13 protein-coding genes are annotated in these 17083 nt (G+C 53.7%); 5 read left to right on the plus strand and 8 right to left on the minus strand.

Going from position 1 to position 17083, the window contains the following annotated elements; translation table 11 throughout:
* Window positions 1–37: 37 nt before the first annotated feature.
* The 6 genes from BQ5456_RS06080 to BQ5456_RS06105 form a co-directional block, all read right to left on the minus strand.
* Window positions 38–1111: an ABC transporter permease gene (locus BQ5456_RS06080; RefSeq protein ID WP_205407863.1), complete on the minus strand. Its 1074-nt coding sequence runs from the start codon at window positions 1109–1111 to the stop codon at window positions 38–40.
* On the minus strand, window positions 1096–2739 hold the full coding sequence (locus BQ5456_RS06085; RefSeq protein WP_083378400.1) for an ABC transporter substrate-binding protein: 1644 nt from the start codon (window positions 2737–2739) through the stop codon (window positions 1096–1098). The genes BQ5456_RS06080 and BQ5456_RS06085 overlap by 16 nt, the downstream gene beginning before the upstream one ends.
* A gap of 138 nt (window positions 2740–2877) precedes the next feature.
* Window positions 2878–5724 (minus strand): FtsX-like permease family protein, encoded by a 2847-nt coding sequence (locus BQ5456_RS06090; protein ID WP_071129209.1) that lies wholly within the window; start codon window positions 5722–5724, stop codon window positions 2878–2880.
* A complete protein-coding gene (locus BQ5456_RS10735; protein WP_408056657.1) occupies window positions 5725–6930 on the minus strand; it encodes an ABC transporter ATP-binding protein in 1206 nt (401 codons plus the stop codon).
* A gap of 4 nt (window positions 6931–6934) precedes the next feature.
* Window positions 6935–8563, minus strand: coding sequence for a hypothetical protein (locus BQ5456_RS06100; RefSeq protein ID WP_071129210.1), 1629 nt, complete (start codon window positions 8561–8563; stop codon window positions 6935–6937).
* Window positions 8564–9271 carry an ABC transporter ATP-binding protein gene (locus BQ5456_RS06105; RefSeq protein ID WP_071129211.1) on the minus strand — a complete coding sequence of 236 codons (708 nt, stop codon included), beginning with the start codon at window positions 9269–9271 and terminating at the stop codon, window positions 8564–8566.
* 131 nt (window positions 9272–9402) lie between these two features.
* On the opposite strand from BQ5456_RS06105, the gene BQ5456_RS06110 reads away from it, so the two are divergent.
* From BQ5456_RS06110 to BQ5456_RS06120, 3 genes are all read left to right on the plus strand, one after another.
* Window positions 9403–10656: a sensor histidine kinase gene (locus BQ5456_RS06110; RefSeq protein ID WP_235858537.1), complete on the plus strand. Its 1254-nt coding sequence runs from the start codon at window positions 9403–9405 to the stop codon at window positions 10654–10656.
* On the plus strand, window positions 10653–11342 hold the full coding sequence (locus BQ5456_RS06115) for a response regulator transcription factor (RefSeq protein ID WP_071129212.1): 690 nt from the start codon (window positions 10653–10655) through the stop codon (window positions 11340–11342). The genes BQ5456_RS06110 and BQ5456_RS06115 overlap by 4 nt, the downstream gene beginning before the upstream one ends.
* A 75-nt stretch (window positions 11343–11417) precedes the next feature.
* Window positions 11418–12146, plus strand: coding sequence for a glycerophosphoryl diester phosphodiesterase (locus BQ5456_RS06120; RefSeq protein WP_071129966.1), 729 nt, complete (start codon window positions 11418–11420; stop codon window positions 12144–12146).
* Here BQ5456_RS06120 and BQ5456_RS06125 read toward each other — a convergent pair.
* Together BQ5456_RS06125 and BQ5456_RS06130 are read right to left on the minus strand one after the other, a co-directional pair.
* Entirely contained in the window at window positions 12143–13414 is a 1272-nt protein-coding gene (locus tag BQ5456_RS06125; RefSeq protein WP_083378401.1) for a UDP-N-acetylmuramate dehydrogenase, read from the minus strand. The genes BQ5456_RS06120 and BQ5456_RS06125 overlap by 4 nt on opposite strands.
* Window positions 13415–13423: 9 nt before the next feature.
* Window positions 13424–14425, minus strand: a complete 1002-nt coding sequence (locus tag BQ5456_RS06130; protein ID WP_235858538.1) for a sugar-binding transcriptional regulator — start codon at window positions 14423–14425, stop codon at window positions 13424–13426.
* Window positions 14426–14618: 193 nt separating this feature from the next.
* On the opposite strand from BQ5456_RS06130, the gene BQ5456_RS06135 reads away from it, so the two are divergent.
* Together BQ5456_RS06135 and glpK are read left to right on the plus strand one after the other, a co-directional pair.
* Window positions 14619–15440: an MIP/aquaporin family protein gene (locus tag BQ5456_RS06135; protein WP_071129213.1), complete on the plus strand. Its 822-nt coding sequence runs from the start codon at window positions 14619–14621 to the stop codon at window positions 15438–15440.
* A gap of 48 nt (window positions 15441–15488) precedes the next feature.
* A complete protein-coding gene (glpK, locus tag BQ5456_RS06140) occupies window positions 15489–17015 on the plus strand; it encodes a glycerol kinase GlpK (RefSeq protein ID WP_071129214.1) in 1527 nt (508 codons plus the stop codon).
* Window positions 17016–17083 lie beyond the last annotated feature (68 nt).

Here is a 17083-nt window from a genome sequence, read left to right on the forward strand (position 1 = left end):
AATGCCTGTCTCCAGCCTCTTCTTATTATTAACTGATTTAGCCACGTTGACCCCGCCTTATTCGCGGATCTACCACCCCATATAGCAAGGTGGCAATGGTATTGCCAGTAAAGACTACCGCCGCGGTTATCACCGATATCCCGGCTAACAGCGCCGTATCGGATCCTAAGCCCGCTGTAACGGTGGCTTGCCCCAGACCGGGATAGCTAAATACCTGTTCTATCAGAATCGAGCCCCCGAAAACCTCGGCTACCGAAGCGAATTGTAAAGTTAGGGCGGGTAAAACGATATTGCGCAGTCCGTGACGCCGCACCGCTTGCCACTTGGATTCTCCGCGCGCCTTCGCATAGAGGAAATAGTCCGAGTCCATCACGTCTACTAGTTTTTCTCGAGTGTGCAGAGTTATGTTCGCGATACTCACGACACTCAGGGTTGCTGCCGGCAGGATTGCGTGATGCAGGGAATCCCAGATAGTTACGTCAGCAGCGCTGACCCCAATGGGGGTGGCGAAACCGGAAGGAAACCAGCCCAGCCAGACCGCGAACAGCATCAATACCAGCATTCCCAGCCAAAACGTGGGTGTCGATGCCAGCCCGTAGCAGACGGTGGTGATTATGCGGTCAGTGATTTTATTCCGTTTAGTCCCTGCGATTACCCCCAGGGTAAAACCGAGAACCCCAGAAAGGATCCAGGCCGTAGCCAGTAGCAAAACCGAGTTGGAAAACTTTGTCCAGATAACCTGAGAGACCGGCGCGTTATAACGCAAAGAAATACCCATATCCCCTTGTAAGAAGGCGGTGAACCAGGAGGCGTAGCGCTCCCATATCGGGATGTTCTGACCCCAGTAGGCACTTAAATTAGCACGCTGCTGAGGGCTCATATTTTGGACGGCGACCGAACCGTAGTTAGCCTGTACCGGGTCAATAGGCGAAAGCGAGATTAGCCAGAAAACAATCAGCGATACTCCCAGCATCAAAAGTATGAGCTTGATTATCGCAACCAGCGAAAAACGCAAGAACCACGGAACCTTAGGGGAAGAATCGGCTAGGTGAGCCACCTTCTTTGGTGACTCACCTAGCGATTCAGCGGAATGTTTTACTTCCAAGACCACTGATCCACGTTGTTAACGAGAGACCAGCCGTGACCGTGCGGGTGTGGTTTCTGATCAGCAATCTGCAAACCATCACGCACGAAATAGAGGTGATCAACGTTAGCAAACCATACCCAAGAGGCGGCACCGTCAATACCAGGACCTTCCGGACCCACTTGGGCTGCCTGGAATTCGCGGTTAGACTCCTCCCGGTCATTGGTCGTAATAGCCTTTTTCAGGTGCTCATCTACGGTTTCGTTGGAGTAGAGCGAGAAGTTGCCCCAACCCTTTGAATACAGCACGTTGTAGACCTCACTTGGAGAGTTGGAGCCCCAACCCCAAAGAATCGGATCGGAGTAGCTAAGACCGTAAATATCATCCCAAGCTTTTCCGACCGGGTTCACCTTGACCCCGATTTCCTTCATCTGGTTAGCAAAATCAGCTGCCATCGCCTGTCTGGTTGAGTCAGAGGAGGGATAAACCAGGTTGAACTCTGCGCGTAACCCGTCTTTGACAAGAATTCCGTCAGAGCCAGCCTTCCAGCCGTCATCTGCCAAAAGCTTCTTAGCCTTATTGACATCAGTCTTGAAAGCGGCTTTGTCGCTAGACCAGGGCATGCGATCCGAAACACCGAACGCTGGGGTGCCGTGTCCTTTGAGTACGTTCTTAACCATTTTGTCGCGGTCAACCGCGTAGTTCAGCGCTTTCCGAAGCGCCAGATTCGCAGTTACATCGTTACCAGCCTTGTAATCCTTCGAGCTGTCATTGAAGGAGTTATCAGCAGGGCGGAAAGTACCACCAGCAGGACTTACAGGCAATGAAATGCCCCGGGAGTCAACAGTGCCGTAACTTGCTAACTTAAAGCCATCAACTTTTTGATTGGACTTTGGCGCATAAACGTAAGCCACATCCACGTCACCCGCACGCGCTGCGGCCAGCGCGGGATCCTCATCCATGAAGGTGGCGATGAGGGTCTTCATCTTCGGCTTTTCGCCGTAATAATCCGGGTTCGCAGTAAAGATTGCCTGCTGTCCCTTATCCCACTGCTTTAAGATGTAACGTCCAGAGCCGATGGGCTTGGCGCCATAAGAGGAGCCGTAGCCAGCTTCGGGTACAATCCCCAGTACGGCCAGGGTGTAGAGCAAGGTGTTATTTGGCTCTTCCATCTTGATGGTGACATTGGTGTCATCATCGGCAACAGCCTCTTTAACCCCGGTTAGTTCGCAGACAGCACCGGGATCTTTAAGCACAGTGTTGATGGTGAAGGCCACATCGGAGGCTTTCAGTTTGGCACCATTGCTGAACTTGACGTCATCGCGAATCTTGAAGTGCCAAGACATGCCATCATCGGCCATTTTGTACTCAGTGGCCAGATCGTTGACAAAGTTCATGTCTTTATCGGTATTGACCAGGGTGGACTGAATCAGAGGCTCATGGACATGCTCACCGCAGCCCCAGCCCTTAATCGGGTCGAAGCCGGTTTCATTCTCTGATTCTTTAGTCAGAGCGACCCGCACTGCGTCCTTATTTTTTCCGGAATCAGAAGGGCCCGCAGAACCAGCCCCGGAGGAGCAGCCGGTAAGCAGGAGCGCCCCGGCGCCCAATACCGCCCCAATCTTCAGGGGGGTTAATTTAAGTCGTGAAAACATATAAACCTCAAACTTTCGTGAAAATACTCAATTGAGTGTTTGAATTGTAACAAATTATTGACGCCTGGCAATTTTCGGAGTACTTTGCCGTCCTTAATCTCAGCCAGAATAGGGACAGCTTGTTAACTTAACCAATTACTACTGGTCAGCCGCGTTTAAGGCTTCAACGGGGCTGGCCTTCGCCGCGCGCCTGCCGGGCAGGATTGAAGCTAGCAGGCAGAAAAGCTCGGTTACCAGCACTACCAGTCCCACCCACAGCCAGGGGATTTCTAATTCGATATTTTTTTGGGAGATTATGCCGGCGAACGGCATACACTGCATCACGAACCACGAGAACAGTGTCGATAGGGCCACGCCCACTACTAGCGCTCCTAGCCCGATCAGAGTCCCCTCGGTGATTAACATCCGCCTGACTTGAGTGCGAGTAGCGCCTACTGCCCGCAGCAGCGCATTTTCTTGGGCGCGATCAACTACCGACAAGCTGAGCGTATTTGCCACCCCGACTAGGGCGACGATGGCAGAAATTCCCAGCAGACACAGCAGAATCCCCATCATTACCCGCAAAACCATGGTGACTATGGAAGATAACATCGCGGAACTTTCCATACTTGCTGATGGTAGCTCCCAAAACTGGTTGGTGAAGTCTTGAATCGTCTGAATAGTGTCGGTGGAGCCTCGCGACAAATCAAGCTTTGCGATTACCCCATAGCTTTCGGCTTTTGCTCCCTTGGAGGTTAGCTGCTCAAAGTCTGCCCGAGAAAGCACCCCGTAGACCACGCTGTAATCGACGGGGAAACCGCTGGCGCTAGCAGGTATCTTCTTCGCTTTGACGGTTACTTTTTCCCCTCCTTTGAAACCGAGGTTTACCGGTTGCGATATGGGTTTTTCTACCGCCCCTACCAGCCACATTTCTCCGCGTTTAGGTTCTTTAATCCTTTTTCGAGTTAAGGAATTAACCTTGTCAGGCAAAGTGACTACTACCATTGAGGAAGCCCGGGGATTTTTGGCGCCCGCGCCCTCGTTAGCATCAGCGGTCTCGCTACTGCCGGTTTCGACGTTTACCTCTAGGGGGGTGCTACTGGTAGCTTCAGGAGTTTCGGTTGTAGGTTCCGTATCCGCTGGTTTCGCCTCCCCTGGATTTTCGTCAGCTCTGCCCGTCAGCTGTTCCTCGGTGAGCGTGTTTCCCTGCGCATCTGTAATCGCCTGCGTAACCATTCCGGGGATTTCTCCAATGGAGCTAACCCCTTCAATCTGGGCAGCTTTCTTTAGCTTGTTCCCCGGCAAAGGGATGCTCGGGTTGGCAGATACCAGGGAATAGTCAACTGCGAACCGCCGGTTGATTTCATCATTTACGGTTTTTTGTACCGAGGCGGTACCAATCAAAATGGTGGCCATCAAAGTAACCCCCAGCACCAGAGCGGTGGCGGTCGCTCCGGTGCGATGCGGATCCCGCTTGACGTTTTCACCAGCGAGTTTAGCGGTCGCATACTTGCGGGCGAAGGGGCGGGTAAATAGGGCGGTAAATGCCGGCAATAGGAAACGACAAATCATTAAGGCGGCACACATCAGGATTAAGGCGCCGGCGATGGCGGCTCCCAAAGTTATTAGCTGCTGCTCGCCATCTTCACTGCCGCGATTATTCCAGGCCAGGACCCAAAGTCCGCTCCCGGACAATGCCAGGAATGCGGTTAAAATCCAATGGAAAATATGTCGCTTGGGTTTGCCTTTCTTATTGAGCTCCTGGGTATTGAGCGCCGCAATCGGGCGGATTTTTCCGAGTCCAAAGGTGGGGCGCAAAGCGCCAATAAGCGGTACTAGAATCCCGGTAACCAGGGATAGAGCCACCGGGAAAATCCCGATTACCTCCAGGGTTTGCGAAAGGGAACCGATCATGCCGGTGCCATAGACCAAAGCGATTGAGCCTAGCCAACCAATCAGAGTCCCGGTTAGCGCGGAAACTATTCCTACCAGTAGGCATTCTAAGAACGCCGCCCGGCGTACCTGCGCGACGGTGGCGCCCACGCAGCGCAGCAGGGCGGTTTCTCGCCTTCTTCTGGCGAGCACCACCTGAAAAGTGACCGAAACAATCCCGATACAAACCAGCACCGCTAGTAACGGGAAGAAGAGGGCGACCGCCTGGAGCGCGATTTGCTCGGCTTTGCCGGCAGTGGTTTCACTTTGCTTCTGAGTGACGGTAACCACCGATAAATCCTGGCTGAGCAGCTGTTTGTTATTTAGATATTGCCCTAGTTTTCGGGCGAGTGTCGAGGGATCCTGCTGAGTATGCACCAAAATCTGGCTAACTCCCGTCCCGGTGGCTTTCGCTAAACGTTTACCCAGTTCAGGGGAGAGGTACACGTCGGGAACCTGACCGATATACATGGAGGCATCCCGGCGTACAATCCCGCTGACCGTAGCTTTTTGGGTGGTGGGTTTCGCACCCTCGCCGTCGTAGGAGGGTGGAACCTGGATTTCGATAGTGTCACCCACGCCCACCCCAGTTTTTTCTAAGTAGCTCGTGGCCAGGGCGATCTGATTTTTTCCGGTAGGTTCTTTACCTTCGCTAAGGGGAGGACGGTAGAACTGGGGCGAAAACAGTCCTATCCCTTGCATCTGTACGGCCTTTTTCCCGATGGTAGCCCCGACCCGGGTCTGATAAACCGGCTGTAATTCCAGGTCGGTGCCATTTGCTTGGCGAATCCCGGCACGGTCAGCGATGATTCCCGCTAGCGGATCCGCTTTGAACTTTTCAACAGCGACGGTCCCGTTTACGGCCGCTTGAGAGTTTTCGTCAAACTCCCCGTAGGTAACTACCACCTGGGTATTTTTCATCAATTGGGTTTCGCCCGCCCCCATAGTCCATGCCATGACGGAGCCGAAGGAGCTGGCGATGCATATAAAAATACAGCAGATGATAATAGCGCAGGCAGTAGCAATATATTGCCGCGAATGAGCCTTCAGGTTGGCTTTAGTTAGGAAACGCATTTAGATCACCTGAGAAAGTTGCCCGCGAGTGGGGTGAGAAAGTTCTTGAGTGATTTTGCCGTCTTTGACGATTAACACTCGGTCGGCGACGGCGGCGGCACTAGGGTCGTGAGTAACCATCACTACTGATTGCCCCAGTTCACTGGCAGCATTGCGTAGCAGTTTCAGCACTTCCTTTGAGGAGGCCGAATCCAAGTTTCCGGTGGGTTCATCCGCTACTAGCAGGGCAGGTTTAGTAATCAGGGCGCGTGCCACTGCCACCCGTTGCTGCTGTCCCCCGGAGAGTTCGGAAGGCTTATGGGTTAGTCGGTCTTTCAAATTCAGGATTTCAATAATTTGGTTTTCCCAGGTAGTAGAGGTTTTTTTACCTGCCAATAGCTGGGGGAGCCGGATATTTTCCAGGGCAGTCAGCGTAGGCATCAGGTTGAAGGATTGGAAAACGAACCCGATATGGTCTCGGCGGAACTGGGTGAGAGTCTTATCGTTCATTTTGGCGAGGTCTTTGCCGGCGACTGTCACTGTTCCCTGGGTGACGCTGTCTAGACCTGCCAGGCAATGCAGCAGCGTAGATTTACCAGATCCAGAAGGGCCCACAATCGCGGTAAATTGCCCGAAATAGATTTGTAAATCTATACCGTCGAGGGCGCGCACCTCGGTTTCGCCCTGCCGATAGATTTTATAAACATTATTGAGGCTGACCACTGGCGCACCCTGTGGTGCGTTATCACTGGTAGTTGCGGTCTTTTGGGGTAATGGTGTCCCGGTAGAGGTAGTAGTCTGCGGGGAGGGCAGTGGTGGTAGTTGCGGGCTAACTGCCGCCGGTATTTGCGGCGCGCTCGCTTGCGTCTGGGGAAAAGTTGAGCTTGCCGACTGTGGGAAAGCCGGGGTTACCGGCGGTGAGGCTTGGGTGAAAGTCGGGTTTACCGGCTGCGGTGTTTGGGGGAGAGCCGGATTCGCTCCCTGATAGCTATTGACCTGTGGAGGTAGCGGACTTGCCGCTTGGGGAACACCGGTGTGTCGGGGAAGGACGTTGCCGGACTGGCGGGCTGGGAAAGCCTTCTGTGTTGCCGGGCGCTGAACTTGAGTTTTAACCGCTGGCATTCCCGCAGGGGGAGCTGCGGGAGCAGGCGGCGTGGCGTGGCGTGGCTTTTGGTAGCGGTGGAACTCCTCGGGAGTTGCTGGCTGATCGGGCTGATTATTATTCACCGGTTTACCTTTCGTTTTCCTGCAAAAAATTTGTTGCGATTTCGCTTGAACTTCCCGAAATTATTGAAGATTCCGGAACTAAAACAGCGGGATCATGCGGGCGCACCTGCTGTCTAGATTTTAAGTCTCGGGGCTCAAAATGCGGGATGATTTCGGTATTTCGCACCCGCGTAAGCGCCATAAACACCAGGGCTTGCAACCCTAGAACCCCGATTATCATCCAGGTGAGAGGGGCTATTGCGAAGGATACGACTCCCCAAATGCTAATCGGAGGCGAAACTGCCATAGAGATGGCGGTGATAAGCATCAGGAATGCGCATCCGGCTAGCAGTAAGAATCCAAAAGCATAAACGATGATGACTTCCCACATGCGTGCCCTCCAAATTACTGCAGGTGGGCACCCCAGTTTTAGAAGCAGATTGGTTTGCTCTTGTTCGCGGCGATTAGAGACCATCACCGTGATGGCAAGGGAAAAAGCGGTAGTCACTGCAACTGCGGCCGCAGTTAAGAGCCAACCGGTTATCACGTCTTGCTGCACCAGCTGTAACAGTAAGTAATGCAGCTGCAAAGTCGCCTGTGACCCACTATCTATACTGTTAGAGCGGGTTTCGAGACTTAAAGCGTCGGTGTAGCTGTCTGCTGTCGCCAGAAAAGCTAGGGAGAGCAGATAGGTGGCTGCCAAGGAAAGTACCGGTGCTAACGCAATCCAAAAGCGCGAGGCATTCGCGCGGATTGCGCGAGCAGCCAAAAGCACGGAAGGATAGCGACTAAAAGTTAAAGGCCAACAAATCAAGGTCAGCACTTTGGTAGGCAGCCAAAACAGCAGTACCCAAAGGAAAACCAGCATCATTATGGGCGCTAAGACCATCGCCAATAATCCAGCGATTGCTATCCCAGCTACGCCAATAGGAATCGCCAGCAGGATTAACCAGACAATGGCGGCGTTGCGGGTGGAACCTTTAAACCAGGAGGAAATGAAAGAAATGTTGAAGCGGCGGCGGGTTTCTGCGGGAATTCCCCGCTGTTGGCGCAATAGCAGAGTGATTTTCCAGATCGGGATTAACAAGAGTACAACCAGGGACAGGAGCAGAATCCACCAAGGGGGTAGCAGGTCTTTGGCGGTGGGGTTAAAACCGAGAATCTGGATATTTTCAAGGATCGGCAAAGAGAGCGCGTAAACTGCGGCACCCAGCACAAATCCGGTAAAAATATAGCTATAAATCGAATAGCAGCTAAAGAAAAAACGAGTTCTGGTGCTGGCTCCCAAGCGATACAAACTGACCAGAGCGTCCCCTAAACGTTGCTCATCTAGCTCCAGACGGTTCCACCACAGCGCAATCAGCGGAAAGGTGATCAGCAGAGTGGCGAAAACAAACAATGAAATATAGATGACAGACACGGCCTCGTGCTCATAGCTACGGGTATGGCTGGGCAAGACGGCGAGGGCGCGCCCCAAAGTATCTGCCCCCTGAGGTAATATCCATAAACGCCTGACCAGAAAAGCGTTAATCCCGCCTAGTACGGCTAGCAGGCAGTAACAGGTGAGGGCGGCCGATAGTATCGAGGCCGCTTGAGCGGGGCGATCCTTAAAGTCTCGCCCTCGCCAGCAGATAATAATTCGTCCCAGAGTCATTTATGCGTCCTCGATCTGGAATACGGTTTCTGAGGTAGATTCGCGCCGACTGTCTTGGGCAATTAATCCGTCTCGCAGGGTGATAGTTCGCTGGCACCACGCCGCTACCTGCGGATTTACGGTGGAAACCAAAAGGGTGGCGTGGGTGCGCGCTGCTGCCAGCGATAACGCCTGCATCGCTTCTTGGCCAGAGACGGGATCTAGCAGCGCCGTCGGCTGATCAGCAAAAATCACCCGGGGGCGGATCGCTAAAGCGCGGGCGATAGCTACTCGCGCAGCCAAAGCCGGGCTGAGTCCGGCAGTCATTTGCCGACTAATATCTTCGAGTCCCAATCGTTGTAGCTCTTTTAAGGCGCGCTGTTTTGCTTCTGCGCGTCCGAATCCTTGTAACAGCAGTGGTAAAGCCACGTTTTCTAGTACTTGCAGTTCGGGAAGGAGTTGTTCGGATTGGAAAATAAAACCGAAACGTTCGCGGCGCAGTGCCTGCAACTGGCGGCGCGACATTTCTGATAAATCCCGGCCATCTAAGATCACCGTTCCGGAAGAGGGACGCACAATCCCGCTGAGTAGATACAGGAGGGTGGTTTTTCCGGCTTGAGTCGGCCCGGTAATTGCCACCTGCTCGCCCTCGTCAATAGTTAAATCAATATCGGCCAGCACCGTATGAGAGCCGTAAATCTTGGTAAGCCCCTGGGTTTGAATCAACATACTCCTATCTTGACGGTCTTCTTAGCGCGATAACAGCGGGTACAAACTACTTTTAAGGTAGAGCTGGCACTACCCTAAAGGTAGTCAGCGGGCGGTGTTCTTTACCGGGAGCGTCCTCATAAAATATAGGTATGCAGCGAACTGATCCCTATTTTCGCGGGGTAACTTACCACCGCAGCTCCCTGGTACGTTCCAGCCTCCGGCTGGGGATTCCCTTCCTAGCGATTGAGCTATTTTCACTGGTGGTACACGTGGGGGCAATGCTGGTGATGTTCCGGCGCTCGCGGGCGGTACTTTCCCACTACACGGCGGCGGTGCGTTACCGCGCCAGCGCCATGCTGGGGCGGCAAGATGCTTCTATCTGGCATTTTTGGCAGGTTCCCGGCGGGGAAGCGATTCTAGAAAGAGACAATCAGAGCACCCCGGAGTATATAAATTCCCGTTCCATCCCGATTTTCCTGTTTTGCTTGCTGGTAAATTTGGTTGCCTGCTTGCCGTTGCTGACGCTATTGCTGCTGGTGGTTAACTACTTTTTTCATGCCGTACCCTTTGTTTTCCTGCGAGACTATTTGGCACTGATATTCCTGTGGCTGCTGTTTGCACTGGCTAGCGGGATCTATGCTCGCCTAGTTTTTGCTATCGCTGCTTCCGGGCCCTTAAGTGCCGAAGAAATAATCCAGTTACATCGCTCTCGCCGGGAAATAGTCGATGCTTTCGAGATTGAGCGTCGCCGGATTGAAAGGGATCTGCATGATGGTGCCCAGCAATACCTGGTGGCGGCGTCTATGAAGGTCGGCGAGGCGGAGCTAAATCTGGAAGTGCTGGCCTCCTCGGAATCTTCTAAGGACTGCCCGGAGGGGGAAGGTAGCGGCGATTCCGATACCTGCGCGCAGATACCACAGATTTTAGGTCTTTTGCGGGAAGCGCAAGACGCCAATGACCAAGCTTTAGCGGCGCTACGGCGAACGGTAGCGGGGGTGCATCCGAAAGTGCTCTCCGATAAGGGACTGGCCGAGGCAGTACGCGATGTTTGTGCCGAATCTCCTTTGAAAGTGGATGTCCGGATGCCCTTTGAGCTGCCCAAGCTACCGCCAGGAGCCGCCGCTGCCGCCTACTACCTGGTGTGTGAGTCCCTCACTAACGTGGCAAAATATGCACCCCAAGCCGAGGTTTCAGTATTGGTGGTGGCGGGTTCTTCCCTGGTGGTTTCGATTACCGATAATGGAGCCGGCGGGGCAAGTATTAACCCGGGGCATGGCTTGGCCGGTTTGCAGGCGCGACTGGAAGCCTTCGGGGGAACTTTGCGGGTGATTTCCCCGGCGGGCGGGCCAACTACGGTGCGCGGGGAAATTCCGATTATAGTATCCGCGAAGGAGACAGCATGAAAATCATTTTGGCTGATGACGCGACTTTGATCCGCGAAGGATTAGCCGGGCTGCTCGAGCGCCTAGGACATCAAGTAATCGCCCAAGCCGAGGACGCGCCCGGGCTAATTGCGGCGGTGAAACAGGCGGACCAGGCCGGTCAGCTCCCGGATGTGCTGGTAACCGATGTGCGGATGCCGCCAGGGATGAGTGATGATGGCTTGCGCGCGGCGGTAAAGATTCGGGAAGGGTACCCTGACCTGGGGATTATGGTGCTCAGTCAATATGTGGCCCCGGCCTACGCGGCACAACTTTTTAGTGCCGACCAGCTACCTCCACCAGGGCAGCACGCCGCCGGTACCGGATACCTATTAAAAGAGCGGGTGTCTAGGGTTGCCGATTTCTTAAACGCTTTGAAGACCGTGGCCGATGGTGGGGTAGTAGTAGATCCGGAAGTAGCAGTGAAACTGGTGCGGGAACGCGGATCCGCCCTCGCTAGCCTTACTGCCCGGGAAAGCGAAGTCTTAGGGCTGATGGCGCAAGGTTTATCCAATGAGGAAATCGCAAAGAAACTATTCCTCTCCGGAGCCTCAGTGGCAAAACATATCGCTAATGTGTTTATGAAACTGGGACTGACTCCCGATGAACCCAACCGCCGGGTGCGGGCCGTCCTCGCTTATCTAACTGCCACCGGTTTACAGTCTTAATATTTCCCCGTCATACTTCCGGGAAAGATGCTTATTATTACGGGGTAGCAACTAGAAAGTGATTTGAAAATGGATATGGATAATCGAGTCTTTGCGCATCGCGGCTTAAATACCTTAGCCCCGGAAAATACGATGGCGGCTTTTCGGAAAGTGGTGGAACACGGTCTTAACTGGATTGAAACCGATGTCGATATTTTGGGGGATGGAACCGTAATTGTATGCCATGACACCAATTTGGATCGCACCACCAATAAATCGGGCGGCTACTACGGGCTCACTGCCGCCGATCTAGAATCGATTGATGCTGGCAGCTGGTTTAGTCCCGAGTTTGCGGGAGAAAAGCTTCCTACCCTCCGCCAACTGGTGGACTTTATGAATGAGACCGGGCTAAATGCCAATATTGAAATCAAATCCAATGAAGCGGGTGCGGCTATGACCCGCCAGCTAATCCGCGCGGTAATTAAAGAACTGAACCGGCTGAACGGTCCGGAAGTGATTGTGTCTTGCTTTAATCACGTATTATTATCGGAATTTCATGCCCTGGCTCCGGAAATCCCGCTCGGTTGCCTGTATGAAACCTGCACGCTTAACGATGACTGGCGCTCGGTGTTAGAACTGGTGGGAGCCAGCTATATTCACCCCGAAGATAGCGGTTTAACCCGCGAAAAAGTGCGCGCTTTCCGGGACGCAGGGTTCGGGGTCAACGTGTGGACAGTTAACTCTCCTGCCCGCGCTAACGAACTATTTAATTGGGGCGCAACCGGCATTTTCACCGATGTAGCGCATTTGATTCCCCGTCGCTAGTTAGCTTCGGTCGCTACCCACACCGGCTCGGGTTCTAGATTTACGTTGAACTTGGCTTTTACCTTTTCCTGGACTGCGCGTGCCAGCTCCACAATGTCGCCAGAAGTAGCGTGATCGCGGTTGGTGAGCGCCAAGACGTGTTTAGAAGAAAGCGCGGCTCGCGGCGCGCCCTCGTCTGGGTTAGAACGGGGGAGGGCGAATCCTTTTTCCAAGCCTGCGTGCGAAATCAACCAGGCGGCAGAGGTTTTTACCTGCCCCTCCACCTGGGGAGCTTCGCCAGTCACCGCGTTGCGCAGCTGCAGATTAAATACCGGGAAACGCGGAGCCTCGGGAGGAAGTTGCTCCGCGTCCTCGGTTGAAATAATCGGGTTAGTAAAGAAGGAACCACAGGAGCGGGTATCGGGGTCGGCGGGATCTAGTACCATCCCTTTAGAGCGTCGCAGCTCTAAAACTGCCTGACGCACCTCGCGCATATCAGCGCGTTCCCCCAACTTAACCCCTAATTTCTCTGCCAACTGTTGATATTCGATGGGCGCAGACAGGGAGGCATGCGCTAACTGAAAATCAGCCGCTAGCACCACGTAACGTCCGGTATAACCCCAGGTGTGTCCCCCTCCGGCCTCCTCATCCTGTAAAGAGCGTTTAATAATCGAGGTGCGGTAGCCCAGCTGTAAATCCCCGACCGGCAAAATCCGGATACCATCACGAAGCCGATCGAAAACCCGCACCGTGGACAAGGTTTCCGCCACTTCATGCCCGTAGGCACCAATATTTTGCACCGGAGCTGCCCCTACGGTTCCAGGGATACCCGAAAGGGCTTCTAGACCCATTTGATCTTCATCAATGCAGGCACACACGAACTCATCCCAGGATTGCCCAGCAGGCGCGCTCACCAGGGCGCCTCCGCAAGCGGTATCTTCGGTTACCGTTACCCCGCTGCGCCGATCTTGCACCACCACCAGGTCAGATAAGTTCTCCCCACATAGCAGATTGGAACCTCCCCCCAACACCAGGAGTTGCTCTCCCGCGCGGTCTGCCTCTCGTACCGCCGCGACCAGTTCGTCCTCTGTATCTACCTGGTAAAACGCTTTCGGTTTTCCCCCGGTACCGATAGTGGTCATATCCCTTAAATCCGGGATTTCACCGCCCTGCAACGCATCTTTGTTATCGCTGGCTTTCCGGTACCAGGCGGGAACCGGCTTCGTGGGTTGGTGATCAGCGCGCGGGGAAATCCACTCACAAGAGTCGGTGAAATCGGTTTTTACCATGTCTCTATTCTAGGGCTTGACTAGCGCCCACACTTTTTCCGCAACCGCCTTATCGCAAACTAAATCGGTTACTACCCCGGCATTCAAGGCGCCCAACAGGGATGGAGCCTTAGCTTTACCAGCAACTACACATAAACGACGAGGGATACGCCGCAACTGTTCCGGGCTAGGTCCGGTAGCGCGCTTATTTAGAGAAATATCGCTCCAGGAACCATCCGGTCTGATTAACACGGTACAAACGTCCCCGACCACCTTATCTAGCGCCAACTTATTAAGTTCGCTGTGGGTGAGGTAACCGGCGGAATAAACGTGGGAGGGGATTTCGGCTCGCAGCGCACCCACGCTAAATACCGCTATGGTGCATCTTTCTTGCCAGTTGAGGACGCGCTGCACCGCGCCCTCGCGCCAAAGAGCTTCTTTAGTTTCGGGGTTGTCAAAAAAGGCGGGCACCGGGAACTGTACGATATTGGCTTTCCACTGGTAAGCCATACGTGCCAAGATTCCGCCTACATGCGCGATTCCAGAGGTATCGGTAGAAGCGGCACCGTTTAACTGCACCAAAGTTACGTTATCCACGTCCTTCTTAGTTATGTGAACAGCCATTTCGGTGGTGGTGTTCCCCCAGGCTATGCCGACTATCTCCCCGTCTTGAACCAGTTGCCCCAACATTTGCGCCGCAGTTTTTGCCACAGTTTCCAGGATGCGGTTTTGGGTAGTGTCGGGAGGTAACTCCACGATATGCACATTTACCCCAAAGCGTTCTTGCAGCTGACGTTCCAGACGAGTGTGGGGGGTATTTGAAGTTTGCACCGAAATAGTAACGATCCCCCGTTGCCTCGCGTAAGAAAGCAAGCGGGAGACCGTGGAGCGGGAAACTCCCATCCGCCGCCTAATCGCTTCCATGGTCTGTCCTTGCACGTAGTAGGCGAAGGCAGCGCTGCGTGCCAGTTCATCTTTGCTGGCGCTTGGCTCACTAAAAGGGTCTTCAGCCGGTTGTGTTTCTGTTGACAAAAATCTCACCCCCGCGCTTCGGCGCGCACGTTTGTTCTTCCATGTTGAACATTAATGCTAGAGAACAAAAAATAAAAGCAGAAGTCATTGAGGAAGGATGTTACGCAGCAAGGAAGCTTGTCGCACCTTAACCGTGACTTACAAAACTTAATAGCAACCACATAATCCAATAACCTAGCGCAAAGGAGCGCGTATGTTAGCGACATTAAATGATCTGCTGGTACCGATGGCGGCAGCCACCCCAAGTAGCGGCGAGATCTTCGCTTCAGAATTCTTTGGCACCGCCATTCTTTTGATGTTCGGTGTTGGCACCTGCTGCACCAATAACCTTTTGAAATCGAAAGGCAAAGGCGGCGGCTGGTTAATGATCAACTTCGGGTGGGGTTTGGCAGTGTACATGGGTGTGTATGCAGCCTATAAAACCGGCGGTCACCTCAACCCGGCGGTCACCATCATGAAAGCTGTCTGGCACGGAATGGACAGCAATGTAACCCTCAACGGCCCCAGCATCGCCAAGGGCGGCATTCCGGTAACCACTACTAACGTGATTATCTACATTGTGGCGCAGCTACTGGGGGCGATGGTGGGAGCCCTACTGGCTTACCTGACCTACAAGAAACAGTTCGATCAACCGATGGAGGATCCCCGTCCCAAGCTATGGTGCTTCTCCACCGCGCCCGAGGTTCGTTCCTACGGTTGGAACCTGGTTACCGAGATTATCGGCACCTTCGGTCTGTTGGCTTTCGTGATGGTTTCTGGCGGTACCCCCACGCAGGTAGGTCCGCTAGCGGTTGCCCTTTGTATCGTAGTTATCGGTATCGCTTTGGGTGGTCCTACTGGATACGCCATCAACCATGTTCGTGACCTGGGGCCGCGTATTACCTTCAGCTTGCTTCCGATGAAGGGTGGCAAGCCGGACGCTGACTGGGCTTACTCCTGGGTACCCTTAGTTGGCCCCACGATTGCTGCCATTATTACCCCACTGATCGTCGTCGGCCTGGGAATGGCTGCCTAAAAAGAGCTTAGAGAAAACAAATAGCAAGAATCCTTAAGGAAGATTAGTATGACCGAGAAAAAATATGTAATGTCCATTGACCAGGGGACTACCTCGTCACGGGCAATTTTGTTTGACCACAGCGGACAGATTGTGTCGCTAGGGCAAAAAGAACACGAACAGATTTTTCCCAAGGCCGGTTGGGTTGAACATAATCCGATTGAAATCTGGGACAACATTCGTGAATGCGTAGCTGATGCCCTGCAAAAGGCAGAAGTAAACCGACATGAAATCGCAGCAGTGGGGATTACCAACCAACGCGAAACCGTGGTGGTCTGGGATAAGAACACGGGGGAGCCGGTATATAACGCGATTGTTTGGCAAGATACCCGCACCTCGCAGATTATTCGCCAGCTCGCCGGTGACGAGGGGCTTTCCAAGTATCGCGATATTTGCGGACTCGATTTGTCCACCTACTATTCCGGACCGGAAATCAAGTGGATTTTGGATAATGTCGAGGGCGCGCGCGAAAAGGCAGAAGCCGGTGACCTGCTATTTGGTAACACCGACTGCTGGGTACTTTGGAATATGACTGGCGGCGTGAACGGCGGGGTACACAAGACTGATGTCACCAACGCATCGCGCACCATGCTGATGGATATTCGTACCCTGCAGTGGCGGGAAGATATTTGCAAAGACTTCGGGATTCCCATGTCGATGCTGCCCGAAATTTGCTCTTCTTCCGAGGTGTACGGCTATGGCCGTAAGAATGGTCTGCTGATTGACACCCCGATTTCCGGGATTTTGGGTGATCAGCAGGCAGCCACCTTCGGGCAGGCCTGCTTTAAGAAGGGCATGGCCAAGAATACTTACGGTACTGGCTGCTTCGTGCTGATGAATACCGGGGAAGAACCGGTATTTTCCAATAATGGTTTGCTCACTACCGTGGCCTACAAGATCGGTGATAATAAGCCGGTTTACGCTCTGGAAGGCTCAATCGCGGTTGCCGGGTCGCTGGTGCAGTGGCTGCGTGACAACCTGGGATTGATTAAGGCCTCGGACGAAATTGGGAAACTGGCTAGCACCGTAGACGATAACGGTGGTGTCTACTTTGTGCCTGCGTTCTCTGGTTTGTTTGCCCCCTATTGGAAGGATGATGCCCGGGGTGCGATTGTGGGGCTGACCCGCTACAACAACAAGGGACACATTGCGCGTGCGGTACAGGAAGCTACTCCCTATCAGACCCGCGAGGTCTTCGATGCCATGATGGCAGACTCGGGTGTAGAGCTCAAAGAGCTGCGGGTAGATGGCGGCATGACCAAGGATGAAATGGTGATGCAGTTCCAGGCCGACCAATTGGGGGTACCGCTGGTACGACCAGAGGTACTAGAAACCACCGCGCTGGGTGCGGCTTATGCTGCCGGTATCGCCGTGGGATTCTGGGATGGCGAGCAAGATGTGATTGATAACTGGGCAGAAGGTAAGCGCTGGACTCCTGGTGAAGATCGCGAAGAATATGACCGCAACTACCGCCTGTGGAAGAAAGCGGTTACCCGCACCTTCGATTGGGTGGACACCGATGTAGAGAACGCCTAGTGGCGTTCCCAAGACACAGCTGAATAGCAACAAGCATCCCGGGAGCCTGGATTTAATCCAGGCTCCCG

This window comes from Varibaculum massiliense, assembly GCF_900106855.1.
Lineage (GTDB): Bacteria > Actinomycetota > Actinomycetes > Actinomycetales > Actinomycetaceae > Varibaculum > Varibaculum massiliense.

Bases quoted from the DNA above. Each gene is read 5' to 3' on its own strand.
- BQ5456_RS06085 (WP_083378400.1), bottom strand. From the start codon at position 2,739: ATGTTTTCACGACTTAAATTAACCCCCCTGAAGATTGGGGCGGTATTG.
- BQ5456_RS06090 (WP_071129209.1), bottom strand. From the start codon at position 5,724: ATGCGTTTCCTAACTAAAGCCAACCTGAAGGCTCATTCGCGGCAATAT.
- BQ5456_RS06100 (WP_071129210.1), bottom strand. From the start codon at position 8,563: ATGACTCTGGGACGAATTATTATCTGCTGGCGAGGGCGAGACTTTAAG.
- BQ5456_RS06105 (WP_071129211.1), bottom strand. From the start codon at position 9,271: ATGTTGATTCAAACCCAGGGGCTTACCAAGATTTACGGCTCTCATACG.
- BQ5456_RS06110 (WP_235858537.1), top strand. From the start codon at position 9,403: ATGCAGCGAACTGATCCCTATTTTCGCGGGGTAACTTACCACCGCAGC.
- BQ5456_RS06115 (WP_071129212.1), top strand. From the start codon at position 10,653: ATGAAAATCATTTTGGCTGATGACGCGACTTTGATCCGCGAAGGATTA.
- BQ5456_RS06120 (WP_071129966.1), top strand. From the start codon at position 11,418: ATGGATAATCGAGTCTTTGCGCATCGCGGCTTAAATACCTTAGCCCCG.
- BQ5456_RS06125 (WP_083378401.1), bottom strand. From the start codon at position 13,414: ATGGTAAAAACCGATTTCACCGACTCTTGTGAGTGGATTTCCCCGCGC.
- BQ5456_RS06135 (WP_071129213.1), top strand. From the start codon at position 14,619: ATGTTAGCGACATTAAATGATCTGCTGGTACCGATGGCGGCAGCCACC.
- glpK (WP_071129214.1), top strand. From the start codon at position 15,489: ATGACCGAGAAAAAATATGTAATGTCCATTGACCAGGGGACTACCTCG.